Origin of the sequence: Streptomyces sp. CA-106110, assembly GCF_050936285.1 — a bacterium.
In the GTDB taxonomy this organism is placed as follows: domain Bacteria; phylum Actinomycetota; class Actinomycetes; order Streptomycetales; family Streptomycetaceae; genus Streptomyces.
Map to the genome: position 1 here is coordinate 10304901 of NZ_JBNJNB010000001.1, position 26141 is coordinate 10331041.

The window sequence follows — 26141 nt, forward strand, 5'->3', positions numbered from 1 at the left end:
GAGGGGACAGGCGTTCAGCCGTATCGGCGCAGCTCGTGGAAGAAGTGGTCGATGAGGTGGAGGTGTCCGGCCAGCGCGACTTCGTCGTAGACGTACTTGCCGACTGCCAGGTCGAGAACGCCCAGCCCGAACGGCGAGAAGACCACTGGCCGGTCGGCTGGGGGGGTCACGCGCCCGGTCATGACGTCGTTGAGGGTTCCGTCCAGGAAGTCGCGGTTCCCGGTGAGCTGCTCGACCAGGTGGGGGGAGGTGTCGGCTTTGAGGCAGTGCTCGACGTCGTCGACGAAGTTGGCCGACTCGAGCAGGATCTCGGGGGCGAGGTCCCGTAGGGACACGTGCAGGACCACGGGATGGTGGCTGAACCAGGCCGGGTCGGTGATGTGGGGCTTTCCGGCGATGGTGGCGAAGACCACCAAGTCGCTGGAGCGGATCAGCTCCTCGGCGGTGTCGTGGACGGTGACCCGACCGGTGTCCTCCGCGCTGTCCGCCTGCCGCAGATAGCCGCAGAAGCCGGCGGTGCTGTCCGCGGAGAGGTCGTGTACGCCGACGCTCTCGAACGTCCAGCCGGTGCCGGTCAGGAAGGTGTGGATGTAGCGGGCGATCAGACCGGTGCCGATGAATCCGACCCGGGCGGGGCGTGGTCTGCCGCGGCTGAGCCAGTCGGCCGCCAGCGCGGCGGACGCCGCGGTCCTGGTGGCGCTGATGATGGAGCTCTCCATGCAGGCGAAGGGGTACCCGGTGTCATGGTCGTTGAGGATGAGCACCGCGGAGGCCCTGGGCAGTCCGGCTTCCACGTTGGACGGAAAGCTGGAGATCCATTTCAGGCCGTCCACGTGCACCGACCCGCCGATGGAGGCCGGCAGGGCGATGATCCGGGACGTGGGGCGGTCGGGGAAGCGCAGGAAGTACGACGGCGGATTGACCGAGTCCCCCGCGCCGTGCAGCCGGTAGGCGATCTCGATCAGTTCCATGATCTGCTTCTCGCGTCCACGGAGCGCCTGCTGCACCTGGGCGCCAGGGATGACCGCGAAGGTCGGCGCCGGGGCCCCGTTCGAGGTGGACTGCTGGGTGGCGGGGGAGGGTGTGCGGGTCATCGCCGGCTCGCCTCCGGGGTCGGGTATCCGTCGGTCAGGCGCCGGGGGTCGGCCATGGCGACCAGCACCTCGCGCTCTCCGCTGAATGCCTCTCTGCTGTGTGCGGTGCGTACGTTGTCGACGAGCATCAGGTCGCCGTCCTGCCAGGGCTCACGTCGCGTGTGCTCCTCGTAGGTTTCGTTGAGCATGCGGACGATGTCCTCGCCGACCGGGGTGCCGTCCCCGAAGCGGGTGTTGAACGGCAGCCCGTCCTGGCCGTAGATGTCGACCAGGTACTCGCGGACCTCCGGGGCGAGCGTCCACTCGTTGAGGAAGGCGATCTGGTTGAACCAGCAGCGGCGCCCGGTGAGGGGGTGCCGGACCACGGCACTGCGGACCTGCCGGGTGCGCAGGGAGCCGTCGGACTGCCACTCGAAGTCGATGCCGTGTGCGCCGCAGTAGCGCTCGATGGCTTCGGGGTCCCCGGTGCCGAACGACTCCTCCAGCGAAGCCCCGATCTCTTCATTGTAGGAGCGCGTCAGGAGCCAGCCCTCACGTTCGAACCGCTCCGTGACCGCGCTGGGCAGCGCCTGCAGTACTCGCTCCGCGTCCGCCACCGCGGTCGCCCCGCCCTCGCCGGGCGCGGTCAGGCACGCGAACAGCATCAGGCCGGGAACCTCCAGCGTGTAGCTCAGTTCGTGGTGCATGCACATCGGCTGGTTGGCCGGCCAGGTGGCGGAGGAGTACAGCCCGGGGCCGTAGGACGTGCGCGGTGCGAAGGCCTCCGTCTCGGTCATGAGGTCACCGGCCAGTGCCGCGAAGACGGCGCGGACCTGATCCGCGTCCCGCAGCCCCAGCCCACGGACGAGGACCGCCCCGTGTTCGGTGATCTGCGCGCGCAGGGTGTTGCGGTACTCGGCAGCCCAGCCGGAGGCATCTGCGGGGGTTTCCACACGGATGATCGGAGGCTTGTCCGGTTCCAGCTCCACCTCGAGCACGGGGGCCAGGGATGAGGAGGACGACATCTGCTTTCCTTTCGGTTGCCGCTCAGGAGGCTCGTGGAGGCTCAAGAGGACGCGAGTAGTTCGGCTGTTCCCAGGACGGCCTGTGCTGCTTCGTTCGGCCTGGTGCGGAGGAAGTAGTGGCCGCCGTCGGCGAGTTCGTGCAGGTCCACGTGGTCGGCCAGGTGCTCCCAGTCGCGGTACCGGTCGCGGAATCCGGTCGTGTAGGGGTCGTCCGCGGCGATGACCACGGTGACCGGAACGGAGAGCCTCACGGCCGGCGGTCTTTCGAGGGCGTCGGCGAAATAGCGGTGGGCGGACACGCAGTCGTGCCGGTAGGCGGCACCGAGATGCTCGGCGTGCTGGGCGCTCAGCTCACCCAGCTCGGTGTAGCCGCTGTCCGTGGTGAGGTCTGCGGCGATCTCGGCGCTGCTCCGCCGCGTGAGTTCGGTGACCGCGGCACGCCGGTCGGCGGCGGTGCCGAGCATCTGGGCGCCGATGAACACCCGCGGGACGTCGATTCCCCGTTGCCGCAGTCTGCGCGCCGTCTCCAGGGCCGGCGCGGCTCCTGAGGAGTGGCCCCAGAGGACCACCCTGGTCAGCCCGCGCCGCACGATCTCGGTGACGACCTGCTCCGCGACCTGCGTCATCGGCGCGAACGGCTCGTCGTGGGCGGCCAGGTCGTGACCGGGCAGGTCCACGGCGTAGACCGAGGTCCCGCTGCCCGTCAGGGCACGCGCCATCAGCCGGTAGTTGACAGCGTTGCCGCCCGCGTACGGGAAGCACACGAGGGCGGACTCGGGTACGCCGTCCTGCACGGACAGGGGCTGCAAGAGCTCCGCCTGCTGCTGGGCCGTGCCGTCGAGCAGCGCGGCGAGATCGGCGAGCACAGGATTGCGGGTGATGTCCTTGAGGGAGACCGCACGGTCCAGTGCGATGGTGAGCTTCACGGCCGACAGCGAGGTGCCGCCGGAGTCGAAGAAGTGGTCCTGCCTGCCGATGTGGTGCTCGGGGATGCCGAGCAGCTCGGCCCAGGCGGCCGCCAGCTTCCGCTCGGTCGGGGTACGGGGCAGGTGATGCTGCTCCCCGCCGGTGTCGCGGCCCGGTCCCGTCCCGGCCTGTTCGGCCAGCGCGGTCAGGGCCTTCCTGTCGACCTTCCCGTTGCCGGTCAGCGGCAGGCCCTGCTGCCAGTGAAAGGCGGAGGGGACCATGTAGCCCGGCAGCGCGGCACCGAGCGCCTGGCGCAGTTCCTCCACCTGCAGGCGCCGGCCGGTGTAGAACGCGATGAGGTGCTTGCTGTCGCCGGCCCGTTCGGCGACGACGACCGCACCGTCTCGCACCCCGTGAACCCGCAGCAGGGTGTTCTCGATCTCCCCGATCTCGATACGGAAACCACGGATCTTGATCTGGCTGTCCCGGCGGCCGAGGAACTCCAGCTTGCCGCCCGGGTGCCAGCGCCCCCAGTCACCCCCCAGGTAGAGCCGCTCGCCCGGCCGGTACGGGTCCTCCAGGTAGGCGGCACGGGTGCGTTCGGGATCATTGATGTAGCCGCGCCCGACGCACACCCCGGAGAACGCGATCAGCCCGGGAGCGCCCAGCGGCACCAGGGACAGCTGCTCGTCGACGACGTAGACGCGCACGTTGTTGACCGCATGTCCGAGCAGCACCCGGTCGCCGTCCGGCACGCCCTCCATGATCTCGTGATTGGTGTCGTCCGAGGTCTCGGTCAGTCCGTAGGCGTTGACCAGCTTGATCCGCGGCTGGAGCCTGAACCAGCGCTCGATCAGCTCGTGCTTCAACGCCTCGCCGGTCACCGACACACACCTCAGATCGGGCAGGGCGCGTGGGTGCTGCTCCAGGTACGACACCACGACCTCCAGGTAGGAGGGCACGACCTGGACCACTGCGGCGCGGCCGCGGACGACGGTGTCGACGAACCGCTCCACGTCGACGATCGCCGCCTGCTCGACCAGCAGGGTCTGCCCGCCCACCAGCAGGGGGGCCAGCAACTGCCACAGTGAGATGTCGAAACACTGGGGGGCGGTCTGGGCGACCACCTGCCCCCGATCGATGCCCAAGTCGTCGATCTTGGCGAACAGATGGTTGAGCATGCCCGCGTGTTCGCACATCGCCCCCTTCGGCTCGCCGGTCGAGCCGGAGGTGAAGTAGATGTAGGCGAGCTGATCGGCCTCGACCTCCACCCCGGGATCAGTGTCGCCGTGGCCGTCCGCGCACGCCGCCTCGATCGGAAGCCGCTCGATCCCCGGCAGGGTGGCCAGGGCCTCGTCGAGGTTCTTCGTACTGCCGGGCTCGGTGAGCACCAGCTTGCACCCGGCACGGGACAGGGTCGCCGAGATACGGCCGGCCGGGAAATGCGGCTCGATCGGCAGGTAGACGCCTCCGGCCTTGAACACCGCCAGCACCGCGGTGAGCCAGTCGAGATTGCGTTCGGTGACCACCGCCACCACGGCTTCCCGGTCGAGGCCCTGCGCCAGCAACGCCCGCGCCAGCCGGTTCGCGCGCGCATTGAGCTCCCCGTACGTCCACGCCCGATCGCCGTGCACGGCAGCGACGGCCTCCGGATGCTCCCGCGCCCGCTGCTCGAACAGCTCGTGTGCCCGCATCCGAGGCAGGTCCCGCCGGGGTCCCGCGAGCCCCTCGAGCTGGTCATGCACCTCTTCGGCCGACAGCAGGCTCTGACGGGTGTGGTCGGCGTCCGGATCTGCCGTCATCAAGGCCAGCGCGGTCAGGTGGTAGCCGCAGATGCGGTCCGCGGACTCGGCGTCCAGCACCTGCGTGCGGTACCGCAGCCGCAGCACCGGCCGCCCGTCCCGGTCACACCAGCCCACGTCCAGCGCCGCGTCGTCGACCAGGCCGCCCTCACCTCCCGCGGGGTCGAACACGACCTCGTACGACGGCCCGGTCGTCCCCGACTCCCGGCGCAGTTCGTCCACCGGGTACTCGCGGTGCGCGAGCAACTCCGACTCGATGTGATGCGCGCTCGACACCAGCAGGCGCCACGACCCGGACGGGACCGTCAGACGGCACGGCAGCGGCCCGCGCCCCGTCCCGGCGACGTGGTAACCCGTCACCACGTCCCGCTCACCCGAGAGCGCGGCGAGCACCTTGGCGTGCGCGGCCAGCAGGACGGCGCTCAGCGGCACCTGAAGGTGCCGCGCCAGGTCCCGCACCTCGGCCGCCACGTCGTCCGGCACCGGCGCCTCGTACTCGGCGACCCCCGCCACCGGCTCCGCCACCCATCGCGGAACCGCGGTGAAGCCACCGGCGGTCAGCACACCGCTCCAGAACTCCCGGTCAGTCTGCACGTGCACTCCCATCGGAGGGGCTTCCTCATTTCCCTGCCACGGCGGGGTCGTCCGCCGTGGACGTCAGTGCCGGCGATGCCGATGCGATGCCACGGATTCCTGCGGGGGCATGCGTCATCTCGACGGCGGGGTTTCCGCCCCACCGTGCGTTCGAGGGGACTTCCTCGCCCTTCATGAGGAAGGAGTCAGGGGCCAGTGCGGCGCCGTCGCCCATGGTCACGCCGTAGTGCACCAGTGCGCCGACTCCGAGGGTGCAACCCGCACCGACCGTGATGTGGTCGGACTTGAAGGTGCCGTCCTCCTGGGAGTGGCACTGGATCTTCGTCCCGGCGTTGAGCGTGCAGTCGTCGCCGATGGAGGTGAGCGTCCGCTCGGTCACATGGCAGCCGTCGTCGAAGACCCTGCGGCCGATGCGGACACCGAGCAGTCGCCAGATGACGTTCTTGAAGGGGGTGCCGTTGAAGACGTTGAGGTATTCGTCCGGAACCTTCCACAGGCGCTCGTGCCACCAGAAGTACGGGTCGTAGATGGAGCACAACTGGGGGCGCAGCGAGCGGAATGAAGTGAGGCAGCGCTCCAGAAGGGTGAAATAGAGGGCGGTGAATCCGAGCGTGATCGCCAGGTATGCGGCGATCACCACATGTCCGATGACGCCGTACATGCCGACAGAAGCAAGTGCGAGCGCCGTCAGGAAGAAGGTGTGCAGCCACCGCAGGAGCAGGTGGAAAGCCATCGAGCGGAGGTTGTAGCGATTTTTCGAGGACAGGTTGCGATGTAGTTCGTCCCCGGTCCGCAGATGGTCGAAGCGGGAGTCGCGCTCCACCGACCGGGGAATCTCGAAGGGCGGCGAGCCGAGCAGCCCGACCCCTTCGCGGATTTCACCGTCGAGGGGAACCATCACCTTCGTTGCCAGTAGGCAGTTCTCACCGGTCCTGCCACCCACGGGATAAGCGATGTGGTTTCCCACGAAGTTGTGCGCTCCGATCGACACCCGGGACACCTTGAAGGACGTACTCGAGTAATCCGCATTGATGACGGAAAGCCCGTCGGCCACCATCGTTCCCCTGCCGACGGAAACGAGATACGGGGACTCGTGGTGCACATCCGTGCCGAAGTTGGAACCGGTCTGCTCCACCGATGACAAGTCGTATCCCAGGCCGCGAAGATAGGGGACGATGTAGGAGCTGTCACCGAAGAGCCAGGCGAAGAACTTGATGTTCGTGATGCGGGAGACCGCCTGGTGCGCGGCGTACTGGAAGCCGTAGAGCGGATAGACCTTGTCGGGCTTGACGGCAAGACCCACCAGGCGTGGGAGGGTGTACAGACCGGCGAGGCCCACGACCAGGAAGCCGAAGATCAGCACGGCGGACAGCGTCAACGCGTCGATCAGGAATTCCGACGGCGTGAATCCGTCCGTGTCCGGGTCCAGTCGGTCGCCCACCGCAGGAACCTCCACGAACAGCATGTACACGCCGCCGACAGCCAGCGGGATGTACAGGAAGAACAGCTGAAGCAGGGTGGCGAAGCCGAAGCTGGTCCGGCGCAGTGTGCCGCACCGGGCCGGCTCGACCCTCACATAGTCGATCTCCGTCGGCTGTGCCGGGACCCCGTGGTGGCGTTCGCCGTCCGGAATCACCTGGCCGCGGTACAGAGCCGATGCATGTCCGAGCTGCGCTCCGTCACCCATCGTGGTGTCGATGTCGAGCACGGTCTTCTCGCCGATGAACACGTCCCGGCCGAGCGTGACCCGGCCGGTCTGGATCTGGCCGGCGTGCGCCCGGTAACAGAGGAAGTGCGAGTCCTTGCGGATGACCGTGCCGGCGCCGATCGTGAGCAGGTCGGTGCAGACCGGGACGTGGCGGGAGAGGATCGTGACCCCCTTGCCGATCCGCGCGCCGAGCGCCCGCAGGTACAGCACGTACAGCGGATTCCCGATGAAGAGAATCATCGGGTTGGCGTGGAGCAGTACCTTGACGATCCAGAATCGCAGATAGGCCGGACTCCAGATCGGGAACTCGCGGGGCTTCCAGCGTCCGATGAGGATCCATTTGGCCACGACCGGGAACGTGCACACCACGACGAAGCTGATGCCGCCGAACACGAAAGACCGCGCGTACGTGTCGAAGAGTCCGGAACCGGTGGAAACCCACTCATAGCCTCGGGCGGCGACCAACCCGGTGACGAAGGAATACACCAGGAACACCAGCAGCTGGAGTGTTCCGCACAGGACATAGGCCGAGGTGCCGGCCGAGGGCGCCTTCGTCTCCGACATCACGGCCACCGACGGGGTTGTCGGCTGCGATACCGCGCCAGAAGCGGGATGGCCGTCCAGGAGAGCCGCGGCGAGGCTTCGGGTCGTGGGGTACCGGTAAATGTCCTTCATGGAGGCGGACGGCAGATCCGGCCGCTTTCTGATCCGTGCGCAGAACTGAGCCATGACCATCGAGTTGGCGCCGAGATCGTTGAAGAAGTGACTGTCGCTCGAAACCTGTTCGCTGCTCACGAGATCGGCGAGTACTTCGGCGAACTTCCTCTCCGTGTCCTGCGTGGCCGAGGCGGCGTCATCGGACACGGCGACCGCTGGTTCGTCGGGTTCGCACATCGTGACCTCGGCAGACTTCTCCGCCATTCGAGCTCCTCGAAACAGATTTCGGCAACCATCGGCCAGTGGACGCTCCGGTGCCTCGGGCTCGGCCAAGTCCGAGCCGAGAGAGCCAGAAGCCACGAAGTCGCGCACTCTCACCTGATCACGAAACCACGCCTTTCAGTTTTATTCGCCAACCGTCGGGTTGCCACTCGGCTCGCGTCGCAACGTCCCGCCCGGCGCGCCCGGACCGGCGGGATTTCTTCTTCCGCGGGTGGGCCGACAAGTCACCCGGACGGAGGTTCACCCGTGAGGACGAGGGCTCGATCCCGTCCGCGACGTCCGGTTCGGTGCCACGGCGGTTTCCGGGGGAGATCCGGTGTCCGGGCCGCATCGGTTGCGTGTGCCGTGTACATGTGCTGCGCAGGTTGCGATGGCCGCGCATCCCGGCGAAGGCTGTGCTTTTGTGACGCCGTCTGTGCCGAAGGTCTGAGCAGGCACTCGCGTACGGCGAATTCACTCAGGTCGTCGGCGATGACCCGGACGGGACGCACAGCAGCGACTCCCGCGATCGCGACCCGTTTTCCTCGTTCCATGCGGGAAGAAGCGGATTCCGCGTCCGTCCAGGTTTTCGGCGGTGAAGGGAGGGGTAAACAGCGGTCCTCTCCGACGGCGAATCGGCGCGCCTCACGCCGTCCTTCCCGGATTCAGCACCCGGCACGAGGCGTCCCCGTGGCTCCCACCAGAGCGCCGTACCCATCATGGTCCCGGCACACATGGCAGTCTTTTCATTCCCGGCGCGGATGGCCGTTATTCGGCCCAGACCCATGGCCTGGAAAGCTTTCTAGGCTATCGACAACGCGGTGGGGTGTGCAAGATACGCCCCTGCGTGGCGGCCGGGGGTGTAACGGTGAGCGGCGGGGCGCCGGGACCACGCCGGCGCGCGCCCGTCCCGAGCGGTCCGGGCGTTCTCGACGGGTGCGGCGACCGCCCCTGGGTCGGCGGGAGGATCTTCCTTGCGCGGACGTCCGCCCGCAGGGGCCGGCCTCCCCTCTCGGATGATCCAGGACCGGTCGCCGCACGCCGGCACCGTCGGTGCGGCTGGCCCTCAGGCGCGGACCAGGGGTGTGTCTTGCTCAGGAGCGCATGAGGTGCTGTCCGTGAGCGTACGGACCGAGGCGCCCTCCCCGGGCGGGGCCGCCGTCGGTGGGGCGGGGGAGGTCCCAGGCGGTCGCCTCCGGCACGCGTCACGAGTTGACAAGCCGGGCGTCCCGTTTTTTGCCTTACGACCCGATCCGGTGGGGTACTCGGCCGTGAACCTACCTTCGGCACGATGAGGAGGCCGGCACCGTGGGAAGTGCGACGAAGGAACGCGAGGAAGCCGCGAAGCTCCCTGAGGGCGACGTGGTGCGCATCCTGCTGGAGCAGCATGCCCGGATCCGTGATCTGTTCGGCGAGGTGAAGAGTTCGCAGGGTGAGCAGAAGCAGGAGTACTTCGACGAGCTGAGGGCTCTGCTTGCGGTCCATGAGACCGCCGAGGAGATGATCCTGCGGCCGGTGACGGAGAAGACCGCCGGAGAGGCCGAGGCGGAAGCCCGCAACGACGAGGAGGCCGAGGCCAACAAAGTGCTCGCCCGGCTGGAGAAGATGGATGTCGGCAGTTCCGAGTTCGACGCGGAGTTCGCCGCCTTCGAACAGTCGGTGATCGACCACGCGGAGCACGAGGAGCAGGAGGAGTTCCCTGCCGTGCGGGCGGCCTGCGACGAGGACCGGCTCAAGAGGATGGGCACCAGGCTGAAAGCCGCCGAGAAGATGGCACCCACCCATCCGCACCCGAGCGCGGCCGGTTCGCGCGCCGCCCAGTGGATGACCGGCCCCTTCGCTTCGATGATCGACCGGGTGAAGGACGCACTCACCACTCGCTCCTCCCGCAGCACCTGAAGCGGCGTGCCCGGCGCTGCCCGCTGCGGCAGGCCGAGGGGGCTCCGGAGCGAGCAGGAGGCGATCAGCATGATCAAGGGCAGACCTGGTGAGGGGTGGACCTGCGGGACGGCGTACCGCGGTCTCGCCACAGCCCGTGACGCCCCGTGGCTCCACAAGCCAGGCGGGTGTGCCGAAGCCGAAGCCGTCGGCACACCGGGCTGCTGGACGGTCGGTGTGGCCGAGGAGGCCGACCCGTACTGCGTCTGCAACACGGGTGTCCGGTGCCGCGCGGGACGCCGTCCGCCGTGGCGCGGTGGTTCCGCCGGCAACGTTGAGCACGAGCAACGTGCACACAAGTGACGTGCAGCGGAGTGTGTCATGAGCGATGAACCAGGCGGCCGTGCCCGGCACGCCGCCGAGCGGACTCACCCGCCCGCCGGTCCCGGTCCGGTGCCGAGATCCTCGTCGAGGGCCGCGCGACGTCCGGTGAGAACGGGGTCGGAGCCGCGCACCGCCCGCAGCGCGCTGCGCCTGCGTGAGGCGCTCAGTGGTGTCTTCCTGGCCGTTTTCGCCGTGGGGGCCGCCCTGCTCTGGTGGTGGGCCGTCGAGTCCTCGGCCGGCTCGTCCCCGGGGCGCGGGGTGCTGATCGTGCTCGCTGCGATCTGTACGGCCCTGGCGGTGGCGGCGGTGTTGGATCTATGGGTCGTGGGACGCCGCCTGCGGCGTGAACGGGTCGGCCACGGCTGACCGGACGGCCACGACCTCGACGGTGGACGGGCACCGGAGAAGGACCGGAGACCCCACCGGGCCGGCGCGCAGAGCGGCGCGCCTGGCCGTGCACGCACATTCACGTCCCGACGGCGTGTCGGCACCGGGCCGTCCGCCGGCGCACCGGGCGTATGAGGGGCAGCCATCATGGGCGTCGGCGCACCGGGCGTGTGAGGCGCAACCGTGATGGGCGTCGGCCCGCCGGTGACGACCAGGGTGAGCAGGCGGTCCGCCGGTCGTACACGACTGCGCTTCGACGGCTGGATCGCGGGGATCGGCACGTCGTCCGGTACACGCGCGGTAGTTGGGTACTGGCCACGGGCGCCGTTCGGCCCATTCGCCGATGTGATGCTCGAGCGGCCGGACGGGCACCGCGTTCTGCTGGCCCCGACCCCGCTGATCGCGACGTTCGTCGCCGGTACCTATGCCTTCGACGAGGTGAGGGTCGTGCCCGTCAGGGTGGATGTCGCAGAGCAGGACTGGGCGGTCGAGGCGTCCACCCTGACCCTGCGCTTCACCACGGGTCGCAGAGGCCTCCCTGGATTCCTGCTCAGAGCCGTGCCCGCCCCGCTGGCGGCCCGTCCGGGATGGATCTCCTGTATGGCGGTGCTCGCCCGGGCACTGCCGGGTGTGCGGATCTGCGGCAGCGCGGGCGCCGGCCGGTACGAGTGGTACGGCGCGAAGGACCTGCATCCCGTCGTCGCGGCCCACGCGCGGTACGAGGGGGAGGACCTCGGGCTCCTCGCGCCGGTCGAACCGCCCGTCCGGTTCGGGTTCGGCTCGACTCCCCGGAGGCCGTGCGTCGTGCGCGTCACCACCACGGTGGCCCTGAAGCGCCAGAACGACACACTGCGCGGCGCCGCGTCGGCAGAACGCTGACCCGACGGAGTCCCGCGGCCCCCCTTCGTGCTTGATCGACAGCGGGAAATGCCCCGGATTGCTCCGGCGAGAAACAGACGTAGCGCAAGCTTGGGTCGTGTTCGCGGGCCACCTGCGAGAAGGTGGAGAGGAGAAACCGGGGCATGGTGCCCGACACGCCTCCTTCGCTCAGCCAGGTGACTCATGGCCTTCTTCGCACGGTTCACACACCGGCCGCAGCATTCACTCCAGGCCCCCGGTCTGGCGGGGGAGTGCGAGCGGATGCGGACGGAGGTCGAACAACTGCGGCACGCCGTCACCTCGCACGCCCTCGTCGACCAGGCCATCGGTGTCGTCGTCGTCCTGGGGAAGATCTCGCCCGAAGAGGCCTGGCGGGTCCTGAGGGACGTGTCCCAGCGCACCAACACCAAGCTCCGGCTCGTCGCGGAACACCTCCTCGCGTTCGCCCAAGGCGGCGAACTGCCGCAGGAGGAACGGGACGAGTTGAGGCGGGCCCTCGACCGATACCGGATCTCCTCCGGCACCGAGCGCTGACCTTGCCGACCCTCGGGGTCCCGGCGTGTCGAACGGCCGCTCGCGGGCACTGAGAGACGATGAGGTGTCCCCGCACAGGGAACGGCCGTGCCGGAGTGGAGGGGCTGCATGGAGCAGCGGGTCACACAGGTGAGGACCGGGGACGAGGCGACGGCGGCCGCATCCGACACCGCCACTCCCACCCGGCGTCACGAACACGCCGACGTGCGGCGGCGGATCCCCCGCACCGACGCCGTGCTGCGTGATCCGCGGCTGTCGCAGGCGGTGGTCCGGCTGGGATCGAACCTGGTGAAGACGGCGGTCCGGCAGGCGCAGGAACAGGCACGGGAGGGTCGCATCCCGCCCGAGCAGGTGGAGGACGCGGCGGTCGCCCTGCTGCCCCGTACCCCCGGCGGGCTGCGGCCGGTGATCAATGCCACCGGCGTCGTGCTCCACACCAACCTCGGCCGGGCGTCTCTGTCGGCCGCGGCCCGGCAGGCGGTTCAGGAGGCCGCCGGGCCCACGGACGTCGAGCTGGACCTGCCGACCGGCGTACGGGCCCGCCGCGGTCGTACGGCATTGAGAGCACTGTGCGACCGGGTGCCGTCCGCGGCCGCCGCGCATGTCGTCAACAACGGCGCCGCCGCTCTCGTGCTGGTGGCCACCGCGCTCGCCGCCGGCAAGGAGATCGTCATCAGCCGGGGCGAGATGGTGGAGATCGGGGACGGTTTCCGGCTGCCGGACCTGCTGGTGTCCACCGGGGCGCGGCTCCGCGAGGTCGGCACCACCAACCGCACCACAGCGGCCGACTACGCCGCCGCGATCGGCCCGGAGACGGGTTTCGTGCTGAAGGTGCATCCCTCCAACTTCCGTATCACCGGGTTCACCCGGGCCGCCGACGTGGGCGAACTCGCGGCGCTGGGCGCCCCGGTCGTGGCCGACATCGGCTCTGGCCTGCTCGCTCCCCATCCATCGCTGCCCGAGGAGCCCGACGCCGAGACCCAACTGCGGGCCGGTGCCTCACTCGTCACCGCGAGCGGCGACAAACTCCTCGGCGGGCCCCAGTGCGGACTGCTGCTGGGCGAAGAGGAGTTGGTCCGCACGGTGTCGCGCCATCCACTGGCGCGCGCCCTGCGCGTGGACAAGCTGACCCTGGCCGCGCTGGAGGCGACACTCACCGGCCCGCCGCCCCCGACGGCCACCGCTCTGGCCGCCGACCCGGGCGGGCTCGTGCGCCGTGCCGACCGGCTCGTGGCTGCTCTGAGCCGCGACGGCATCGACGCACGGGCCGTCGAGAGCCTGGCCACGGTGGGCGGTGGCGGTGCGCCCGGTGTGACCCTGCCGAGCGCCGCGGTCTCCTTGCCGGAGCCCTACGCCGCCGTCCTGCGTACCGGCGCCACCCCCGTGGTCGGTCGCCTGGAGGCGGGGCGGTGCCTGCTCGACCTGAGGGCCGTGCCCCCCGAGGACGACGAACGGCTCGCCGAGGCTGTGCGGGCGACCGCGGAGAGGCAGGCGTGATGCGGGTCCTGGCCACCGCCGGGCACGTCGACCACGGAAAGTCCGCCCTGGTCCGTGCGCTCACCGGGATGGAACCCGACCGCTTGAAGGAGGAGCGGCGCAGGGGCCTGACCCTTGACCTCGGGTTCGTGTGGACCCGGCTCGGCCCGGACGAGGAGCACATCGCCGTCGTCGACGTACCCGGCCACGAGAAGTTCGTGGCGACCATGCTGGCCGGCGTGGGCCCCGTGCCCGCCGTGCTGTTCGTGGTGGCCGCCGACCAGGGCTGGCAGCCACAGTCGCAGGAGCACCTCGCGGTCCTCGACGCGCTCGGGGTGCGGCACGCCGTGCTGGCGGTGACCCGCTCCGACCTGGCGGACCCCGAGCCCGTGCGAGCCGACGCCGTCGAGCGCATCGCCGACACGTCCCTGGGCAAGGTGCCGTCCGTCGCGGTGAGCGCGGTGACCGGCGCCGGACTGGACGAACTGCGCACAGAGCTGGACCGGTTGGCCCGCTCGCTGCCCGAGCCGCCCGCCGATGCGGACGTGCGCCTGTGGCTGGATCGCGCCTTCACGGTACGCGGCCACGGCACCGTGGTGACCGGCACGCTCGGCGCGGGCACGCTGCGCGTAGGCGACCGACTGGTGACGGGGGACGGATCGGCCGTCCTGAGGGTGCGTGGTCTGCAGTGCCTGCACGAGGAGCGGGCCGACGTCCGCGCAGTGGCACGGGTGGCGGTGAACCTCCACGGCTCCGTGGACGGCGCCGTGCGCCGGGGGCAGGTTCTGCTGACACCGGACCGCTGGCTGGTCACCGAGGTGATCGACGTCCGGATCGCCGGTGAACCGGCCCGCGAGCTGCCCCGCACGGTCGTTCTGCACATCGGCACCTGCGCCGTCGTGGCGGCCGTCCGTCCGCTGGGCGAGGACACCGCCAGACTGACGCTGCGCCAGGCACTGCCTTTGCGCGTAGGAGACCGGGCGGTCCTGCGGGAGCCGGGCGGCCGGCGTATGCCCTGCGGCGTGACGGTGCTGGATGTGCAGCCGCCGCGGCTGACCCGCCGTGGCGCGGGGCGGGCCAGGGCGGCCGAGCTGGCCGACATGACCGGCCGGCCGGACGGCGCCGGAGAACTGCGGCGGCGGCGACTCGTCCGCAGTTCCGAGCTGTCGGCGATGGGGGTGCCGGTGCCCACCATGCCCGTGGCGGGGGACTGGCTGGCCGACGAGGTCCACTGGGCGGAACTGCGCGAGCGCCTCGGGGCGGAAGCGGAGCGGTACGCCGAGCAGCACCCGCTGGAACCGGGCCTGCCGGCCGAGGCGGCACGCAGGCTGCTCGGGCTGCCAGACCGGTCCCTGGTCGACGCGCTCGCCGGCCTGCCGGGCCCATCCGAACTGGTGTGTAGGCAAGGCAGGTTGTACGGGCCCAGCAGTCTCAGACCGACCCTCCCGCCGCCCTTGGCGGCAGCCGTCGAGGCGGTACGGTGCGACCTGTCGCAGGCTCCGTTCCGGGCGCCGGAGGCGGATCGGCTGAAGGAACTGGGGCTCAACCGAAAGGCGTTGGCCGCCGCGGTCGCCGCGGGAGCGCTGCTCATGGTGACCGACGGGATCGTGCTGCTTCCGGAAGCGGGCGACCAGGCCGCGGCGGTGTTGCGGCGGCTGCCGCAGCCGTTCACGCTCAGCGAGGCCCGCCGGGCCCTGGACACCACTCGCCGGGTCGCCGTGCCGCTGCTCGAATTCTTGGACGCCAGGGGATACACGGAGCGAGTGGACGACCAGCGGAGGCGGTGCCGTTCCGATGCGGGGAGCGGAGGCGGACGGGAATCGAACCCGTCTATTGACCCTATTGCGACCTGAGAAGACTCCGAGAATCAGGGCAAATAGGTGACATTCGATGTCGCTCGCTGACGCTCAACGCTGCTGAGTCTGGCTCCGTTTGGCCGCGGCCAAGCGTCGGCGAGGCGGTCCCCCATGTCTCCCGGCGGGTGAGTGCAATAGACCGCAAACGACAGCGCCCCCGCGTGAGGCGGGGGCGCCGCGACCCATCACCCATCGCTTGGGGGACATGACGGGCTGGGCCGTTCATCGAGGGGGAGGGCAACCCCCGCTTACCCGCTCGACGTTGAGCCCGCGGCCGTCCGCCGCTGGCATCGCTCACCTACACGGAACCCTCACGCCGTCGCGGGAAAGCACATCGGTGCCCCGTTCGCCGACTTCGTGTGACAGCGGCCAGTTGAAATTCCCTATCGGCGGCCAGTTAGCGGGGAAGCATCTGGCCGCGGATGGTTACTGGGTGTGAAGAGTTGCCTATGCGACCCGCGTGAGATCCATGATCCAGTTGGTGCGCCAGGTGGTTCCACCGTCGTACGAGAACGCCTGCTCCCAGCGCGGGGCATCCGGATTATGGGCGGTCCACTGGAAGCGGACCTTGACCTTGTGCCCGCCGAGGACGTCGTCGCAGAAGAACTGACCGACGCCGTCGGTGAAGGAGCCCTCGACGTACGGGTCCAGGTGCCCCGGCCGACCGCTGGAGGCCCACCAGATCCGCCATACCTTTGCATCCGGGTCGAACTGCCGCAGCGTGAATCCCTCGAAGGAATCGGTCCAGATGCGGTCAACGTGCCCCAGCCCGCCGAGGATCGGCTCCGCGGTCGCCGTAGCGTCGAACTCGGTCCACTGCTCGCAGGCGAGGTCGGTGACGTCCACCAGCTTGCGGTTGCGTACCCGCCAGCGGCCGAAGATGAAGTCGAAGTCGGAACGTCCGTCGACAGGCACAGCAGAACTCACAGCGACAACTCCTGAGATGGTGTACTGCCGGCACGGTATGGGCAGCGGAAACAATACGTTCTGCGGCTGGCCGCAGGGGCAACATCTTGATCAAGAACTCGTCACGGAACGTGACCGGCCAACTGGCCGCACGTGGGGAAAGGGTTTTCGATCTTGCGGGAGGTAGGTTCGAGGGCGCGCCACGACGGGAGGGCGCTCGCAATCCGTGTGCATTTGGACGTCAGCCCCGGCGGCGCTCGCCCCGGGCATGGCCTCGGTTGTGCGCTCCTCGCCGGGCTTGATCGGCTTGTCGCAGCGTGCGCAGATGTTCATCGGCGGCCCTCCCGGATCAGGCGGCGCAGCGCGATATGCGTCTCGCAGCTGCCGGCGTCGTCGGCGCAGTGCTCGCACCGGTTCACCTGCGTGTGGTCGAAGAGTGCGCGGTATGCGGCGTCTGCGGTGCAGGGGCGGCAGCCACGTGGGAACGCGGTGACATGACTGCCCCCAACCCGGATGCGGCGCTCGCCGAGGTCGACGGCCGTCTCGGCGGTGAGGGTGATCCTGCACCAGACGCACTCGGCACCGCGCTGCTGCTGCTCGCTCAGGTCGCCTACGCCCGGAAGGGGTAGCGCTGCTCTCCCCCCAGGTGGGGCGGTGTCTGTACGCTCTGGCATGTCGACTCCAACCAGTCGGCGCCATGCCCCCGAGGCCGTGCCAGGCCGAGGGGGCTTTCACATGCTGTGACCATACGCCAACTTAGTACCTCTTAGCACGTCCTCAGACGGACTAGGTAGATCTATGCCAGGCTAGGCTGTCCTCTTACGGTCGATGCATGATCGAGCTTGACCGGGACGCCATGACGCCGATGTACGCGCAGCTCGCCAACGTGCTGCGCGACCGCATCCGGCGCGGCGAGATCCCGGTGGGCCGGCGTCTTCCTTCCCAGTCCGAGCTGGAGGCCGAGACTGGAGGCGTGGTGTCGCGGCGGACCATCAAGAGCGCGCTCGAGCTACTTGCGGCCGAGGGATTGGTGCAGGGCGTGCAGGGCAAGGGCGTGTTCGTGATCGCCCTGCCGCCGCCCGAGTGACTCCGGACATGACGAAAGCGCCTCCTTCCACGCGAAGGCGGAAGGAGGCGACGTCATGCGTACTCGCGGCGGGGTGGAATGAGGCCGATCGACAACAGACCGCCGTTGCCGTTGCTCGGGCTGGGATCGGGCGCGCCGTTCCGCCGGCAGACCAGGGCGTCAGGGTCCCAGCTCGGCGCCTGTAGTGAGTATCCGTCCGGGCAGTCCGGTCCGGGCGGGCCTTGCTCACCGCACGGGCCGCCGGGAAGGACGGATCGACCGGGTTCACGATTGAGCAGCGGACGCAGGTGGTAGGCCCAGAGCGCGTCCTGATCCACATGGGACGATTGCCCGCATCCGGGTGCGGCGCAGCCGATCGATGCGCGCGACGCGCAGGTCGCGCTGCTGGACCTTGCCGTGGAGGCGTGCCCGTTCTGCCGGCCCGACACGGAGCTCGGAATCCTCGACTGACCCACAGCGCCGAGCGGGGACATGCGCGCCTCGCGCGGCCGCGCGAGGCCGCTCAGGTGGTGGGCTGCTCGGTGACGTTGAGTTCGGCGCGCAGTTCGGCGCTGTCGTGGGTGCGGAGGGTGGCCCACCGCAAAGCGAAGCGCCGCACGCGGGCGATGACGGCCCGCTGCGCCTCGATCTCCCCCTCGAGGACGGCCTCCCGCTTGATGGCCTTGTTGGCGCGGTCGTTCTCCGAGCGGAGCAGGTCCCGAATGCGCTCGAGCTCGACCTCGGCCTGCTCGGCACGGTTCCGGGCTGCTTCCATGCCCTCATCGGCCATGTCCCGGGCGGCAACGGCCCGATGCTTGGCCCTGGTTTCCGTTTCGAGCTGCTCGAGCAGGGATTCGCAGGCTCGGTAGTTCTCGCGGACGGCGTGACCAGCACGCTCCAGCCGGTCGTACAGGGCGTCGAGGGCGTCGCTGTCGATAGTGTCGACCGTGTGGCGGTCGGCGCTCTTCGGCTTCTTGTGCGGAGTGGCGCCGATCGCCTGGTCGTACCAACACGTGGACCCCTCCGGTCCCAGCTTGGGCCCGACGTGGTTGGTCGGGTGCCCGGCCGGGCGGGTGCAGCGGAGCGGTTCGCGGTCCCCGGCGGCGAGCGTGGCAGTGCAGACGTCGCTCATGTGGTGGTGTCCTTCCGGGTGCGGAAGCGGGAGTAGATGCGGGCGCGGATGGGGCCTCGGGCCCACGAGGGACCGATACGGCGGCGTACGGCCGGGGCGGCGAGGGGCATGCCGGCCGTGAGGATGACGACGGCGACGAACGCGAGGACAGCGATCACGTGTTGTTCCTCTCTGTGCGCGTGGGCGGCCGTAACCGGGTGCGGCGGCGGTCATGCGGCTGTCTGGTCTGGATGGTCGGTCATGAGGCGGAGGTGTCGGGGGTCGTTGTCCCAGTGCCACCCGTCGAGGGCGTGTTCGAGGTCGGCGCGGTGTTGGGCTTGCTCGTCGGGTGTCCATCTGGGGACGTAGTGCAGCGGTTCGGGTGGTGGCGGTTTAGGCGGCAGAGCGTCGCCGAATGTGCCGGTGGGCCACTGCTCGGCCATGAGGCGGTGGTATGCGGCCATGCGCTGTGCCTCTCGTGGTCGGTGTGGGCGCGCTCGCATCCGTGGCAGAGGTCGCGGACGGGGCGGATGAGGGGGATGTGGCATTCGCGGCAGCGGCCGAACGCGGGCGCGGCTGCGGGCTGCTCGGCCGGCGCGGTGTCCGCCGGGCCTTCACCCCTCGAGGACTCGTCGTCTTTCGCTGCCTCGCCGGCGTGCGTCTGTGGCTTGGGTGAGTGATCAGCCGAGTCGTGCTCAGGGAGTGGGTCCCTACCGTAGGTAGGGGGTACTTGGTAGACCCCCGCCGCGGACGCTGTCCGGAAGGCGTCCGCGGACGCTGTCCGGGTGAGTGCGGCGACGAGCCGCTCCTTCTCCAATTGGCGGGCGCGGCGCTGCCGGGTGTCGGTCATGTGATGGATGTGAGCCGCCCAGTCAGGGCGGCCGGTGGGGATGAGCAACTGGTAGACCGTGGACGCGTTCGACCGGCGCTTCCGGGTAAGCAGCCCAACCCCCATGAGCACCTTGACGGCGCGTGTGACGGTCTCCTGTGAGCGGCCGGACAGGGTGGCGAGGGTGTCCCGTGCGGGGAACGCGTTGGAGCCGTCGGCGTCGGTGTACGTCGCGATCCACATGCCGACCGCGGCGGCGCGCGCGACCTCGGGGATGGTCCGGCCGACGCGCAGCACCTCGGCCCGTAGGGCGTTGGTCCACGCGTTGCGGACGGACTGCACGCGGTCGTCAGTGCTCAACTCGAGGCTTCTCTAGTGATGTTGCGGAACCGATCTGGCAAGGTCCGGTCGGCCCGGGGCGCCCGCTGTACGGCCGCCCCGGACGGTGGGCGGCTAGCGGACGTACTCGTCGCGGCGGGCCTGCTCCTTGCGGCGCCGGTGCTCCTTCAGATCGGCGTCGGTGTGCTTGTTCGCCGTGACGTCGAGGAGGGCGGCGTCCGGGCGCGGCGAGCGCTGCCGCCGTCGGTCATCCGCTGCCGTCCGGGGCCTCGAGGAGGCGGACGCCGCGCCGCTTCAGGATCTTGCGGCGCTGGTTCTCGCTCAGACCGCCCCACACGCCCCACTGTTGCCGGGTTTCAAGGGCCCATTGTCCGCACTGCTGCTGTAGCGGCCAGCCGTGGCAAACGGCGGGATCTCGCCGACCGTGACGCGCTGCTGCGGGAACTCCTCGTCGACCGTGACCTCACCGCGGCGGACCGACTCGGCGATGATCTGGAGCTGCCCGAGATCGAGGTTCGTCCACTTGCCCGAGGGCCGGTTGCGGTTGTCCTCGAACTGCTCGACGGTGACGCCGAGGCCCTCGAAGTGGGCGATGCAGTCGGCGGTGCGCTATGACAGAGGCTTGTCGCCCTGCCCGTTCTCCACGGAGTTCGTGGTGATCCTCTTCGCCTGCTCGCGGAACCTGGTCTTCAGCGGGCCGAGGAAATACGACGGTCCTCCCTCGCCGGGTGCTTCCCGCTTCCAAGCGCGCTGCACGCTCACGGTGTTCCGGTGCAGGTTGACGTCCGTGACTTGAAGCGCTGTTGCCTCGCCCCACCGCATTCCGGTGCCGACGAGCCAGTCCGCGAGGTCCCGGGCATGAGGATCCGCGATCTCGGCTGCGATACGCGCGTACTCGTCGTGCTCGGGGAAGCACATTCTTCATCGATGCCATCGTCGACTCGGGGCAGCCGCGTCCCTCGGCAGCAGCTCTTGGACCGCAGCGGCGGCTCAGCCTCGACGGCCACCTGAACGATTCTCGACAGCAGCCCATGACGGTTCGCGATGCTCTTCGGGCGCGACTTGCGCCGCTTCCACTTCTGCGGGTCGTCCGCATCGCGCTCGCCGGCCTCTTCCGCGCGCACCCAGTCCTGTACGTCATCCGCAGTCAGATTGCAGATGGTGGCGTCGACAACGCGGCCAGCGGGCTCGGTGTGGCGGATGATCGAGAAATGGTTGTCCACGTCGCGGTGGTAGTCCCCGCGGGTCCGCTCGGCGATGCCGGTAAGGCGATCGATGCAGCGGTGCGCCCAGTCGGCGAGAGGCATATCGCCCGGCTGGACCGGCTCCTCGACGAAGCCCTTGCCCTTGACCTATCCGGGCGGCCACTGCTGGCCGTGTGCGTCGACGAGTCTCTTGAACTGCTCGGCCGACTCCTCGTCGCCGAACTTCTCGCCCTCCCAGTCGCCGCCTCGGCCGCCTTGGAGCCAGCGGACTTGGTAGATCGCGGTTCCGTCCTTGCGTTTACGCGGTCTGATGCTCGCCATGAGGGGGAGGGTAGGGGAGTGGAGGCAGTCTCGTTGGGCCCATGTTTGGCCGGGCTTTGCATTGTTGCGGCTAGAGAGCGGAGGCGGACGGGAATCGAACCCGCCTGCCCGAGATCCTCGGGCACCTCGGTTTTGAAGACCGGGAGGGCCACCAGGCACCCACACGCCTCCACCGCTGGTGAGGCTACCCGAAAGGCTCCGCAGCACTCGTCGGCCACACCGCCGAGTCGACACGGCCGTGCGATCCCGGACAAGACCGGGCCGAGATCCCGGACGGGACCGGATCGCGACAGGTTCGACGAGGCCGTACGGCGATCCCCCTCCACGCACGGCGCACAGCTGTGCGGCCGCACCCGACACCCCCTCCTGGAGACCCCGCAATGACCACCACGCGCGAAACACCCGTACGGCTCACGCAGTTCGCCCACGGAGGCGGGTGCGCCTGCAAGATCCCGCCCGGTGAGCTGGAGGACGTGCTCGGCGGACTGACTCTCTCGCCCGCCTCGGGCGACACGCCGCTTCTCGTCGGTCTGGCCACCGGCGACGACGCGGCCGTCGTCGCCCTGCCCGCCCAGAAAGGTGCCCCCGCCCAAGCGGTGGTGTCCACGGCCGACTTCTTCACCCCCGTCGTGGACGACCCGTACGACTGGGGCCGCATCGCCGCCGCCAACGCCCTCTCCGATGTGTACGCGATGGGCGGCCGCCCTGTGCTCGCCGTCAATCTTCTTGCCTGGCCCCGCGACGTGCTCTCCTTCGACCTGGCCCGCGAGGTGCTGCGCGGCGGTCTGGACGTGGCCACCGAGGCCGGCTGCCATGTGGGCGGCGGGCACAGCGTCGACGACCCGGAGCCCAAGTACGGCATGGCCGTGACGGGACTGGCGGACCCCGCGCGGCTGCTGCGCAACGACGCGGGCCGGCCCGGAACGCCGCTGTCGCTCACCAAGCCCTTGGGCCTGGGCGTGCTCAACAACCGGCACAAGGCCACGGGGGAGCGGTTCGAGCAGGCGATCGCCACCATGGTGACCCTCAACCGCGATGCCGCGGCCGCGGCTCTGGCGGCCGGGTCGGTGTGCGCCACCGATGTCACGGGATTCGGGCTCCTCGGCCATCTGCACAAGCTGGCGCGGGCATCGGGGGTGACCGCAGTGGTGGACACGGCCGCCGTTCCGTATCTGGACGGCGCACGGGAGGCCGTACGGGACGGGTACGTGAGCGGCGGCACCAAGCGGAACCTCGAATGGGTGACCCCGTTCACGGACTTCGGGGGTACGGACGCCGACACCCGGCTCCTCCTTGCCGACGCGCAGACCTCCGGCGGGTTGCTGGTGGCCGGGGAGGTGCCCGGGGCGCCGGTGGTCGGGGAACTGGTCCGGCGCGGGTCGCACTCGATCGTGCTCACGTGAGACCCGCGGCCGGCCCCTCGTGGGTCAGATCTCCGTGCCGGTGCGTTCCCCGATGCCCGCCCGAGCCTGGTAGGCGCGCACGAACTCGACGGCGGCCGGGCCCCTTGGGCGGCGTCCCGGCCGGATGTCGCACGCGAAGGCCTTGGACTCCTGGATATGGGTGTTGGGGTCGAGGGCCAAGTGGAGCAGTTCGTTTGCCGCGTCCCCCGTGGTGTAGCCGTTCGGCCCCCAGTGATAGGGAAGCCCGACCTGGTGCAGGGTCCGCCCCTGGACCCTCAGGGGCGCCATCCGGTCGGTGACCAGTACCCGGGCCTCGATCACGTTGCGGGCGCTGACGATCGTCGCCCAGCCGGTGTGTTCCAGCCCGCGCTCCGCGGCGAGTTCCGGCGACACCTCGCAGAAGAACTCCGGCTGCAGCTCGGCCAGGTAGGGCTGCCAACGGGACATGCCGCCCGCGGTGTGGTGCTCGGTGAGCCGGTAGGTGGTGGCGACATAGGGGAACACCTCCGATCCGGGTTCGCCACCGCTGGGCTGGTAGCGGTTGCCGGGGTGCGTCGGCCGCAACTGCCGTACCGGATTGCGCTGCTGACGGTACAGAAGGTTCGCGAAGGGAGACTCCTGCGGTTCGTAGTGGGTGGGCAGGGGACCGTCGGTGAGGCCCGCCGGCACATACAGCCACGCCTTGCCGTCCGCCTGCATGATGAACGCGTCGGTGCCCGAGAGCGCCTCCGGGCCGGTCGCGTCTTCGGGCGGCCGGTAGCCGGGTGATTTGTCCTTCGTGAAGTCGGGGACGTCGTGGCCGGCCCACTGCGACTGCCCCTCGTCCCACCACACCAGTGCCTTGCGTTCGCTCCAGGGCTTGCCGTCCGGGTCGGCGGAGGCACGGTTGTACAGGATCCGGCGGTTGGCAGGCCATGCCCAGGCCCACTCTGCCGCGACCCAGTTCTGCTCCTTGCCCGGCTTGCGGCGGGCCGCCTGGTTGACGCCGTCGGCGTACACCCCGCAGTAGATCCAGCACCCGCAGGCGGTGGAACCGTCGGCCTTGAGCTGTTCGTAGGACGCGAGCGGGTCGCCGTCGCCGTCGTGGCCGTTGATCTCGGCGAGGACCGCCTCCGCCTCCGGTTCGGCGTGCTTGCCCTTGGTGGGGTAGTCCCAGGTCAGATCGAGTACGGGCCGGTCCATCGGGTCGGTGGAGGCGGCGAGCTTCTCCCGGATGATGCGCCCGAGGTGGAAGGTGAACCACAGGTCGCTGCGGGATGCGCCGGGCGGCTCGACGGCCTGGTGGTGCCACTGCAACAGGCGCTGGGTGTTGGTGAAGCTGCCGTCCTTCTCGGTGTGCGCGGCGGCCGGCAGGAAGAACACCTCGGTGCGGATGTCCTCGGTGCGCAGCTCTCCGGTCTCGATCTCCGGGCCGTCCTTCCACCAGGTGGCCGATTCGATCAGGGAGAAGTCGCGTACGACGAGCCAGTCCAGGTTGGCCATGCCCAGCCGCTGCATCTTGGCGTTGGCCGAGCCGACCGCGGGATTCTCCCCCATGAGGAAGTAGCCCTTGCAGGTGCCCTCCAGCTGGGCCGTGACCGTCTCGTAGGTGGAGTGGCTGCCCGTCAGCCGCGGCAGGTAGTCGAAGCAGAAGTCGTTGTCGGAGGTCGCGGCGTCGCCCCAGTACGCCTTGAGGAGGCTCACCAGATAGGCGCGCATGTTGCCCCAGTACCCCTTGCGCGCGGCCTCGGCCTGCACGAACGTGTCGAGGTCCTCGTTCTGGTGCGCGTGCGGTATCGGGATGTATCCCGGCAGCAGGTTGAACAAGGTGGGGATGTCGGTGGAGCCCTGGATGGAGGCGTGTCCGCGCAGGGCGAGGATGCCGCCGCCGGGGCGGCCGATGTTGCCGAGCAGGCCCTGCAGGACACAGGCCGCACGGATGTACTGGACCCCCACGGTGTGCTGCGTCCAGCCGACCGCATAGGCGATGGCGGTGGTCCGCTCGCGTCCGGAGTTCTCCGTCATCAGTTCGCAGACCTGCCGGAACACGTCCTGCGGCACACCGCAGATCTCCTCGACCATCTCCGGGGTGTAGCGGGCGTAGTGCCGCTTGAGGACCTGGAAGACGCAGCGCGGATGGGTCAGGGTCTCGTCGCGCTCCGGTTCGCCCTCACCGATGTCGGCGCCGCCCGAGCCGTGGGCCTCGCCACGCGCGGCCTCGGCGAGGGACCCGCCGCCCTCGGTGCGCTTGTCGTACTCCAGGTCACGCTCACCCGAAGCCGCCTGCATCTCCGTACCCGCGTACTGCCAGGTGCCGTTGTCGTAGCTGCGGCTGTCGGGGTCGAGACCCGAGAAGACTCCGTCGAGGTCCTCGGTATCGCGGAAGTCCTCGCGCAGCACGACGGGCGCGTTGGTGTAGGCGACCACGTAGTCGCGGAAGTACTTGTCGTTCTCCAGGACGTAGTTGATGATCCCGCCGAGGAAGGCGATGTCCGAACCCGCGCGCAGCGGCACGTGCACATCGGCCAGGGCGCTGGTGCGGGTGAACCGCGGGTCGACGTGGATCACCTTCGCTCCGCGGGCCTTGGCCTCCATCACCCACTGGAACCCGACCGGGTGGCACTCGGCCATGTTCGAGCCCTGGATGACGATGCAGTCGGAGTTCTGCAGGTCCTGCTGGAAGGTGGTCGCGCCGCCGCGTCCGAACGAGGTTCCCAGACTGGGAACCGTGGAGGAGTGTCAAACACGTGCCTGGTTCTCGATCTGAATGGCACCCAGGGCGGTGAACAGCTTCTTGAGCAGGTAGTTCTCTTCGTTGTCCAGGGTGGCCCCGCCGAGGCTGGCGATGCCGAGCGTCCGCCGGGTTCGGAGGTTGTCGACCTCCCACTCCCAGCCGGTCCGGCGTGCCTCGATCACCCGGTCGGCGATCATGTCCATCGCCGTGTCGAGGTCGAGACGTTCCCACTCGGTGCCGTGCGGGCGCCGGTACAGGACCTGGTGCTCGCGGGCGGAACCCGTGGTCAGCTGAAGGCTCGCCGCGCCCTTGGGACACAGACGGCCACGGGAGATGGGGGAGTCGGGGTCACCCTCGATCTGTGTGACCCGTCCCTCCTGGACGTACACGTTCTGGCCGCAGCCGACGGCGCAGTACGGGCAGACCGACTTGACCACGCGGTCCGCGGTGGCCGTCCGTGCGGTGACCCGCGCGCCGGCACCGCTCTTGGCGGCGGCTCCGCGGCCCAGGGGATCTGTTCCCTTGAGCTGGCGGTAGACCGGCCAGGAGTCGATCCATGTGCGTACGCCCATGTCCTTGGCCCTTTCGGTGGTGCTCGGTACGGGTCCGCCGTTCGTGCTCGTCCGCCCGGCCGGTGGGGCGCGGCCCGACGAGGTGTCCTGCCTGCTCCCGAAGGTCCCGATTCTCGGTGCCACCGCTGGGTACCCGGCCGGGGTCGGGTGAAACCGGTACGTCGTGGGCCTATGAGGAGTGGACCACCGCTGCGGGGGCACTGCGGTCGGCGGTGTGTCAGCACGCGGACTCACGGACTGTGCCCGTATTGTCCAG

21 protein-coding genes, 1 tRNA gene and 2 pseudogenes are annotated in these 26141 nt (G+C 69.6%); 11 read left to right on the forward strand and 13 right to left on the reverse strand.

The features are described from left to right. Window positions 1-14 precede the first annotated feature (14 nt). Genes sbnB through ACQEXA_RS47650 form a run of 4 tightly spaced genes read right to left on the reverse strand, consistent with a single transcriptional unit; the run spans window position 15 to window position 8029 of the window. Window positions 15-1094, reverse strand: a complete 1080-nt coding sequence (gene sbnB, locus ACQEXA_RS47635) for a 2,3-diaminopropionate biosynthesis protein SbnB (protein ID WP_432924367.1) — start codon at window positions 1092-1094, stop codon at window positions 15-17. Further along, entirely contained in the window at window positions 1091-2098 is a 1008-nt protein-coding gene (locus tag ACQEXA_RS47640) for a TauD/TfdA family dioxygenase (RefSeq protein ID WP_432924365.1), read from the reverse strand. The genes sbnB and ACQEXA_RS47640 overlap by 4 nt, the downstream gene beginning before the upstream one ends. A gap of 41 nt (window positions 2099-2139) precedes the next feature. Next, the gene (locus ACQEXA_RS47645) at window positions 2140-5412 is read right to left on the reverse strand and encodes a non-ribosomal peptide synthetase (RefSeq protein ID WP_433132981.1); all 3273 of its coding nucleotides are present in this window, start codon (window positions 5410-5412) and stop codon (window positions 2140-2142) included. A gap of 13 nt (window positions 5413-5425) precedes the next feature. Next, window positions 5426-8029 carry a Pls/PosA family non-ribosomal peptide synthetase gene (locus tag ACQEXA_RS47650; protein ID WP_432924361.1) on the reverse strand — a complete coding sequence of 868 codons (2604 nt, stop codon included), beginning with the start codon at window positions 8027-8029 and terminating at the stop codon, window positions 5426-5428. A 1305-nt stretch (window positions 8030-9334) separates the two neighbouring features. On the opposite strand from ACQEXA_RS47650, the gene ACQEXA_RS47655 reads away from it, so the two are divergent. From ACQEXA_RS47655 to selB, 6 genes are all read left to right on the forward strand, one after another. Next, complete coding sequence (locus ACQEXA_RS47655; RefSeq protein ID WP_433132983.1) at window positions 9335-9925, forward strand: hemerythrin domain-containing protein; 591 nt, start codon at window positions 9335-9337, stop codon at window positions 9923-9925. 360 nt (window positions 9926-10285) lie between these two features. Then, window positions 10286-10654 carry a DUF6343 family protein gene (locus ACQEXA_RS47660; RefSeq protein ID WP_432924357.1) on the forward strand — a complete coding sequence of 123 codons (369 nt, stop codon included), beginning with the start codon at window positions 10286-10288 and terminating at the stop codon, window positions 10652-10654. A gap of 207 nt (window positions 10655-10861) precedes the next feature. Then, window positions 10862-11554 carry a hypothetical protein gene (locus tag ACQEXA_RS47665; protein WP_432924355.1) on the forward strand — a complete coding sequence of 231 codons (693 nt, stop codon included), beginning with the start codon at window positions 10862-10864 and terminating at the stop codon, window positions 11552-11554. A 183-nt stretch (window positions 11555-11737) separates the two neighbouring features. Next, entirely contained in the window at window positions 11738-12088 is a 351-nt protein-coding gene (locus ACQEXA_RS47670) for an ANTAR domain-containing protein (protein WP_432924353.1), read from the forward strand. Window positions 12089-12196: 108 nt separating this feature from the next. Continuing rightward, window positions 12197-13585, forward strand: a complete 1389-nt coding sequence (gene selA, locus ACQEXA_RS47675) for an L-seryl-tRNA(Sec) selenium transferase (RefSeq protein ID WP_432924351.1) — start codon at window positions 12197-12199, stop codon at window positions 13583-13585. Beyond that, a complete protein-coding gene (gene selB / locus ACQEXA_RS47680; RefSeq protein ID WP_433134769.1) occupies window positions 13585-15417 on the forward strand; it encodes a selenocysteine-specific translation elongation factor in 1833 nt (610 codons plus the stop codon). Before selA ends, selB begins: the two co-directional genes overlap by 1 nt. Before the next feature lie 450 nt (window positions 15418-15867). On the opposite strand, the gene ACQEXA_RS47685 is transcribed toward selB, so the two are convergent. After that, a complete protein-coding gene (locus ACQEXA_RS47685; RefSeq protein ID WP_432924349.1) occupies window positions 15868-16347 on the reverse strand; it encodes a hypothetical protein in 480 nt (159 codons plus the stop codon). A gap of 473 nt (window positions 16348-16820) precedes the next feature. Between ACQEXA_RS47685 and ACQEXA_RS47690 the strand changes: the two genes are divergently transcribed. The 3 genes and pseudogenes from ACQEXA_RS47690 to ACQEXA_RS47700 all read left to right on the forward strand — a co-directional run. Continuing rightward, window positions 16821-16955 (forward strand): hypothetical protein, encoded by a 135-nt coding sequence (locus tag ACQEXA_RS47690; RefSeq protein WP_433132985.1) that lies wholly within the window; start codon window positions 16821-16823, stop codon window positions 16953-16955. Window positions 16956-17158: 203 nt separating this feature from the next. Further along, window positions 17159-17413 carry a GntR family transcriptional regulator gene (locus ACQEXA_RS47695; RefSeq protein ID WP_432924346.1) on the forward strand — a complete coding sequence of 85 codons (255 nt, stop codon included), beginning with the start codon at window positions 17159-17161 and terminating at the stop codon, window positions 17411-17413. A 336-nt stretch (window positions 17414-17749) separates the two neighbouring features. Then, window positions 17750-17863: pseudogene (locus tag ACQEXA_RS47700) on the forward strand (DUF6233 domain-containing protein); the annotation flags it as partial. 52 nt (window positions 17864-17915) lie between these two features. Here the strand turns inward: ACQEXA_RS47700 and ACQEXA_RS47705 are convergent. The 7 genes and pseudogenes from ACQEXA_RS47705 to ACQEXA_RS47735 form a co-directional block, all read right to left on the reverse strand. After that, the gene (locus ACQEXA_RS47705; protein ID WP_432924344.1) at window positions 17916-18524 is read right to left on the reverse strand and encodes a hypothetical protein; all 609 of its coding nucleotides are present in this window, start codon (window positions 18522-18524) and stop codon (window positions 17916-17918) included. Then, window positions 18521-18682, reverse strand: coding sequence for a hypothetical protein (locus ACQEXA_RS47710; RefSeq protein WP_432924342.1), 162 nt, complete (start codon window positions 18680-18682; stop codon window positions 18521-18523). The genes ACQEXA_RS47705 and ACQEXA_RS47710 overlap by 4 nt, the downstream gene beginning before the upstream one ends. Window positions 18683-18762: 80 nt before the next feature. Further along, window positions 18763-19692 carry a helix-turn-helix domain-containing protein gene (locus tag ACQEXA_RS47715; protein WP_432924341.1) on the reverse strand — a complete coding sequence of 310 codons (930 nt, stop codon included), beginning with the start codon at window positions 19690-19692 and terminating at the stop codon, window positions 18763-18765. 226 nt (window positions 19693-19918) lie between these two features. Next, window positions 19919-20080, reverse strand: a pseudogene (locus ACQEXA_RS47720) (WhiB family transcriptional regulator); the annotation flags it as partial. 200 nt (window positions 20081-20280) lie between these two features. Then, window positions 20281-20589 carry a hypothetical protein gene (locus ACQEXA_RS47725; protein WP_433132987.1) on the reverse strand — a complete coding sequence of 103 codons (309 nt, stop codon included), beginning with the start codon at window positions 20587-20589 and terminating at the stop codon, window positions 20281-20283. A gap of 434 nt (window positions 20590-21023) precedes the next feature. Then, window positions 21024-21197, reverse strand: coding sequence for a hypothetical protein (locus tag ACQEXA_RS47730; protein WP_432924337.1), 174 nt, complete (start codon window positions 21195-21197; stop codon window positions 21024-21026). 78 nt (window positions 21198-21275) lie between these two features. Next, a tRNA-Sec gene (locus tag ACQEXA_RS47735) sits at window positions 21276-21368 on the reverse strand. Between the two features lie 209 nt (window positions 21369-21577). Between ACQEXA_RS47735 and selD the strand changes: the two genes are divergently transcribed. Further along, the gene (gene selD, locus ACQEXA_RS47740; RefSeq protein ID WP_432924335.1) at window positions 21578-22600 is read left to right on the forward strand and encodes a selenide, water dikinase SelD; all 1023 of its coding nucleotides are present in this window, start codon (window positions 21578-21580) and stop codon (window positions 22598-22600) included. Between the two features lie 24 nt (window positions 22601-22624). Here selD and fdh read toward each other — a convergent pair whose 3' ends face one another. After that, entirely contained in the window at window positions 22625-25885 is a 3261-nt protein-coding gene (fdh, locus tag ACQEXA_RS47745) for a formate dehydrogenase (RefSeq protein WP_433132989.1), read from the reverse strand. Between fdh and ACQEXA_RS47750 the strand changes: the two genes are divergently transcribed. Next, the gene (locus tag ACQEXA_RS47750) at window positions 25884-26036 is read left to right on the forward strand and encodes a hypothetical protein (RefSeq protein ID WP_432924331.1); all 153 of its coding nucleotides are present in this window, start codon (window positions 25884-25886) and stop codon (window positions 26034-26036) included. The genes fdh and ACQEXA_RS47750 overlap by 2 nt on opposite strands. Window positions 26037-26141: the final 105 nt, after the last annotated feature.

Coding starts and splice junctions, on each gene's coding strand:
- ACQEXA_RS47645 (WP_433132981.1), bottom strand. CDS start 5,412: ATGGGAGTGCACGTGCAGACTGACCGGGAGTTCTGGAGCGGTGTGCTG.
- ACQEXA_RS47650 (WP_432924361.1), bottom strand. CDS start 8,029: ATGGCGGAGAAGTCTGCCGAGGTCACGATGTGCGAACCCGACGAACCA.
- ACQEXA_RS47640 (WP_432924365.1), bottom strand. CDS start 2,098: ATGTCGTCCTCCTCATCCCTGGCCCCCGTGCTCGAGGTGGAGCTGGAA.
- sbnB (WP_432924367.1), bottom strand. CDS start 1,094: ATGACCCGCACACCCTCCCCCGCCACCCAGCAGTCCACCTCGAACGGG.
- selA (WP_432924351.1), top strand. CDS start 12,197: ATGGAGCAGCGGGTCACACAGGTGAGGACCGGGGACGAGGCGACGGCG.
- ACQEXA_RS47695 (WP_432924346.1), top strand. CDS start 17,159: ATGATCGAGCTTGACCGGGACGCCATGACGCCGATGTACGCGCAGCTC.
- ACQEXA_RS47670 (WP_432924353.1), top strand. CDS start 11,738: ATGGCCTTCTTCGCACGGTTCACACACCGGCCGCAGCATTCACTCCAG.
- selD (WP_432924335.1), top strand. CDS start 21,578: ATGACCACCACGCGCGAAACACCCGTACGGCTCACGCAGTTCGCCCAC.
- selB (WP_433134769.1), top strand. CDS start 13,585: ATGCGGGTCCTGGCCACCGCCGGGCACGTCGACCACGGAAAGTCCGCC.
- ACQEXA_RS47725 (WP_433132987.1), bottom strand. CDS start 20,589: ATGTGCTTCCCCGAGCACGACGAGTACGCGCGTATCGCAGCCGAGATC.
- ACQEXA_RS47665 (WP_432924355.1), top strand. CDS start 10,862: ATGGGCGTCGGCCCGCCGGTGACGACCAGGGTGAGCAGGCGGTCCGCC.
- ACQEXA_RS47705 (WP_432924344.1), bottom strand. CDS start 18,524: ATGAGCGACGTCTGCACTGCCACGCTCGCCGCCGGGGACCGCGAACCG.
- ACQEXA_RS47660 (WP_432924357.1), top strand. CDS start 10,286: ATGAGCGATGAACCAGGCGGCCGTGCCCGGCACGCCGCCGAGCGGACT.
- ACQEXA_RS47750 (WP_432924331.1), top strand. CDS start 25,884: ATGTCCTTGGCCCTTTCGGTGGTGCTCGGTACGGGTCCGCCGTTCGTG.
- ACQEXA_RS47690 (WP_433132985.1), top strand. CDS start 16,821: ATGACTGCCCCCAACCCGGATGCGGCGCTCGCCGAGGTCGACGGCCGT.
- ACQEXA_RS47730 (WP_432924337.1), bottom strand. CDS start 21,197: ATGGCGAGCATCAGACCGCGTAAACGCAAGGACGGAACCGCGATCTAC.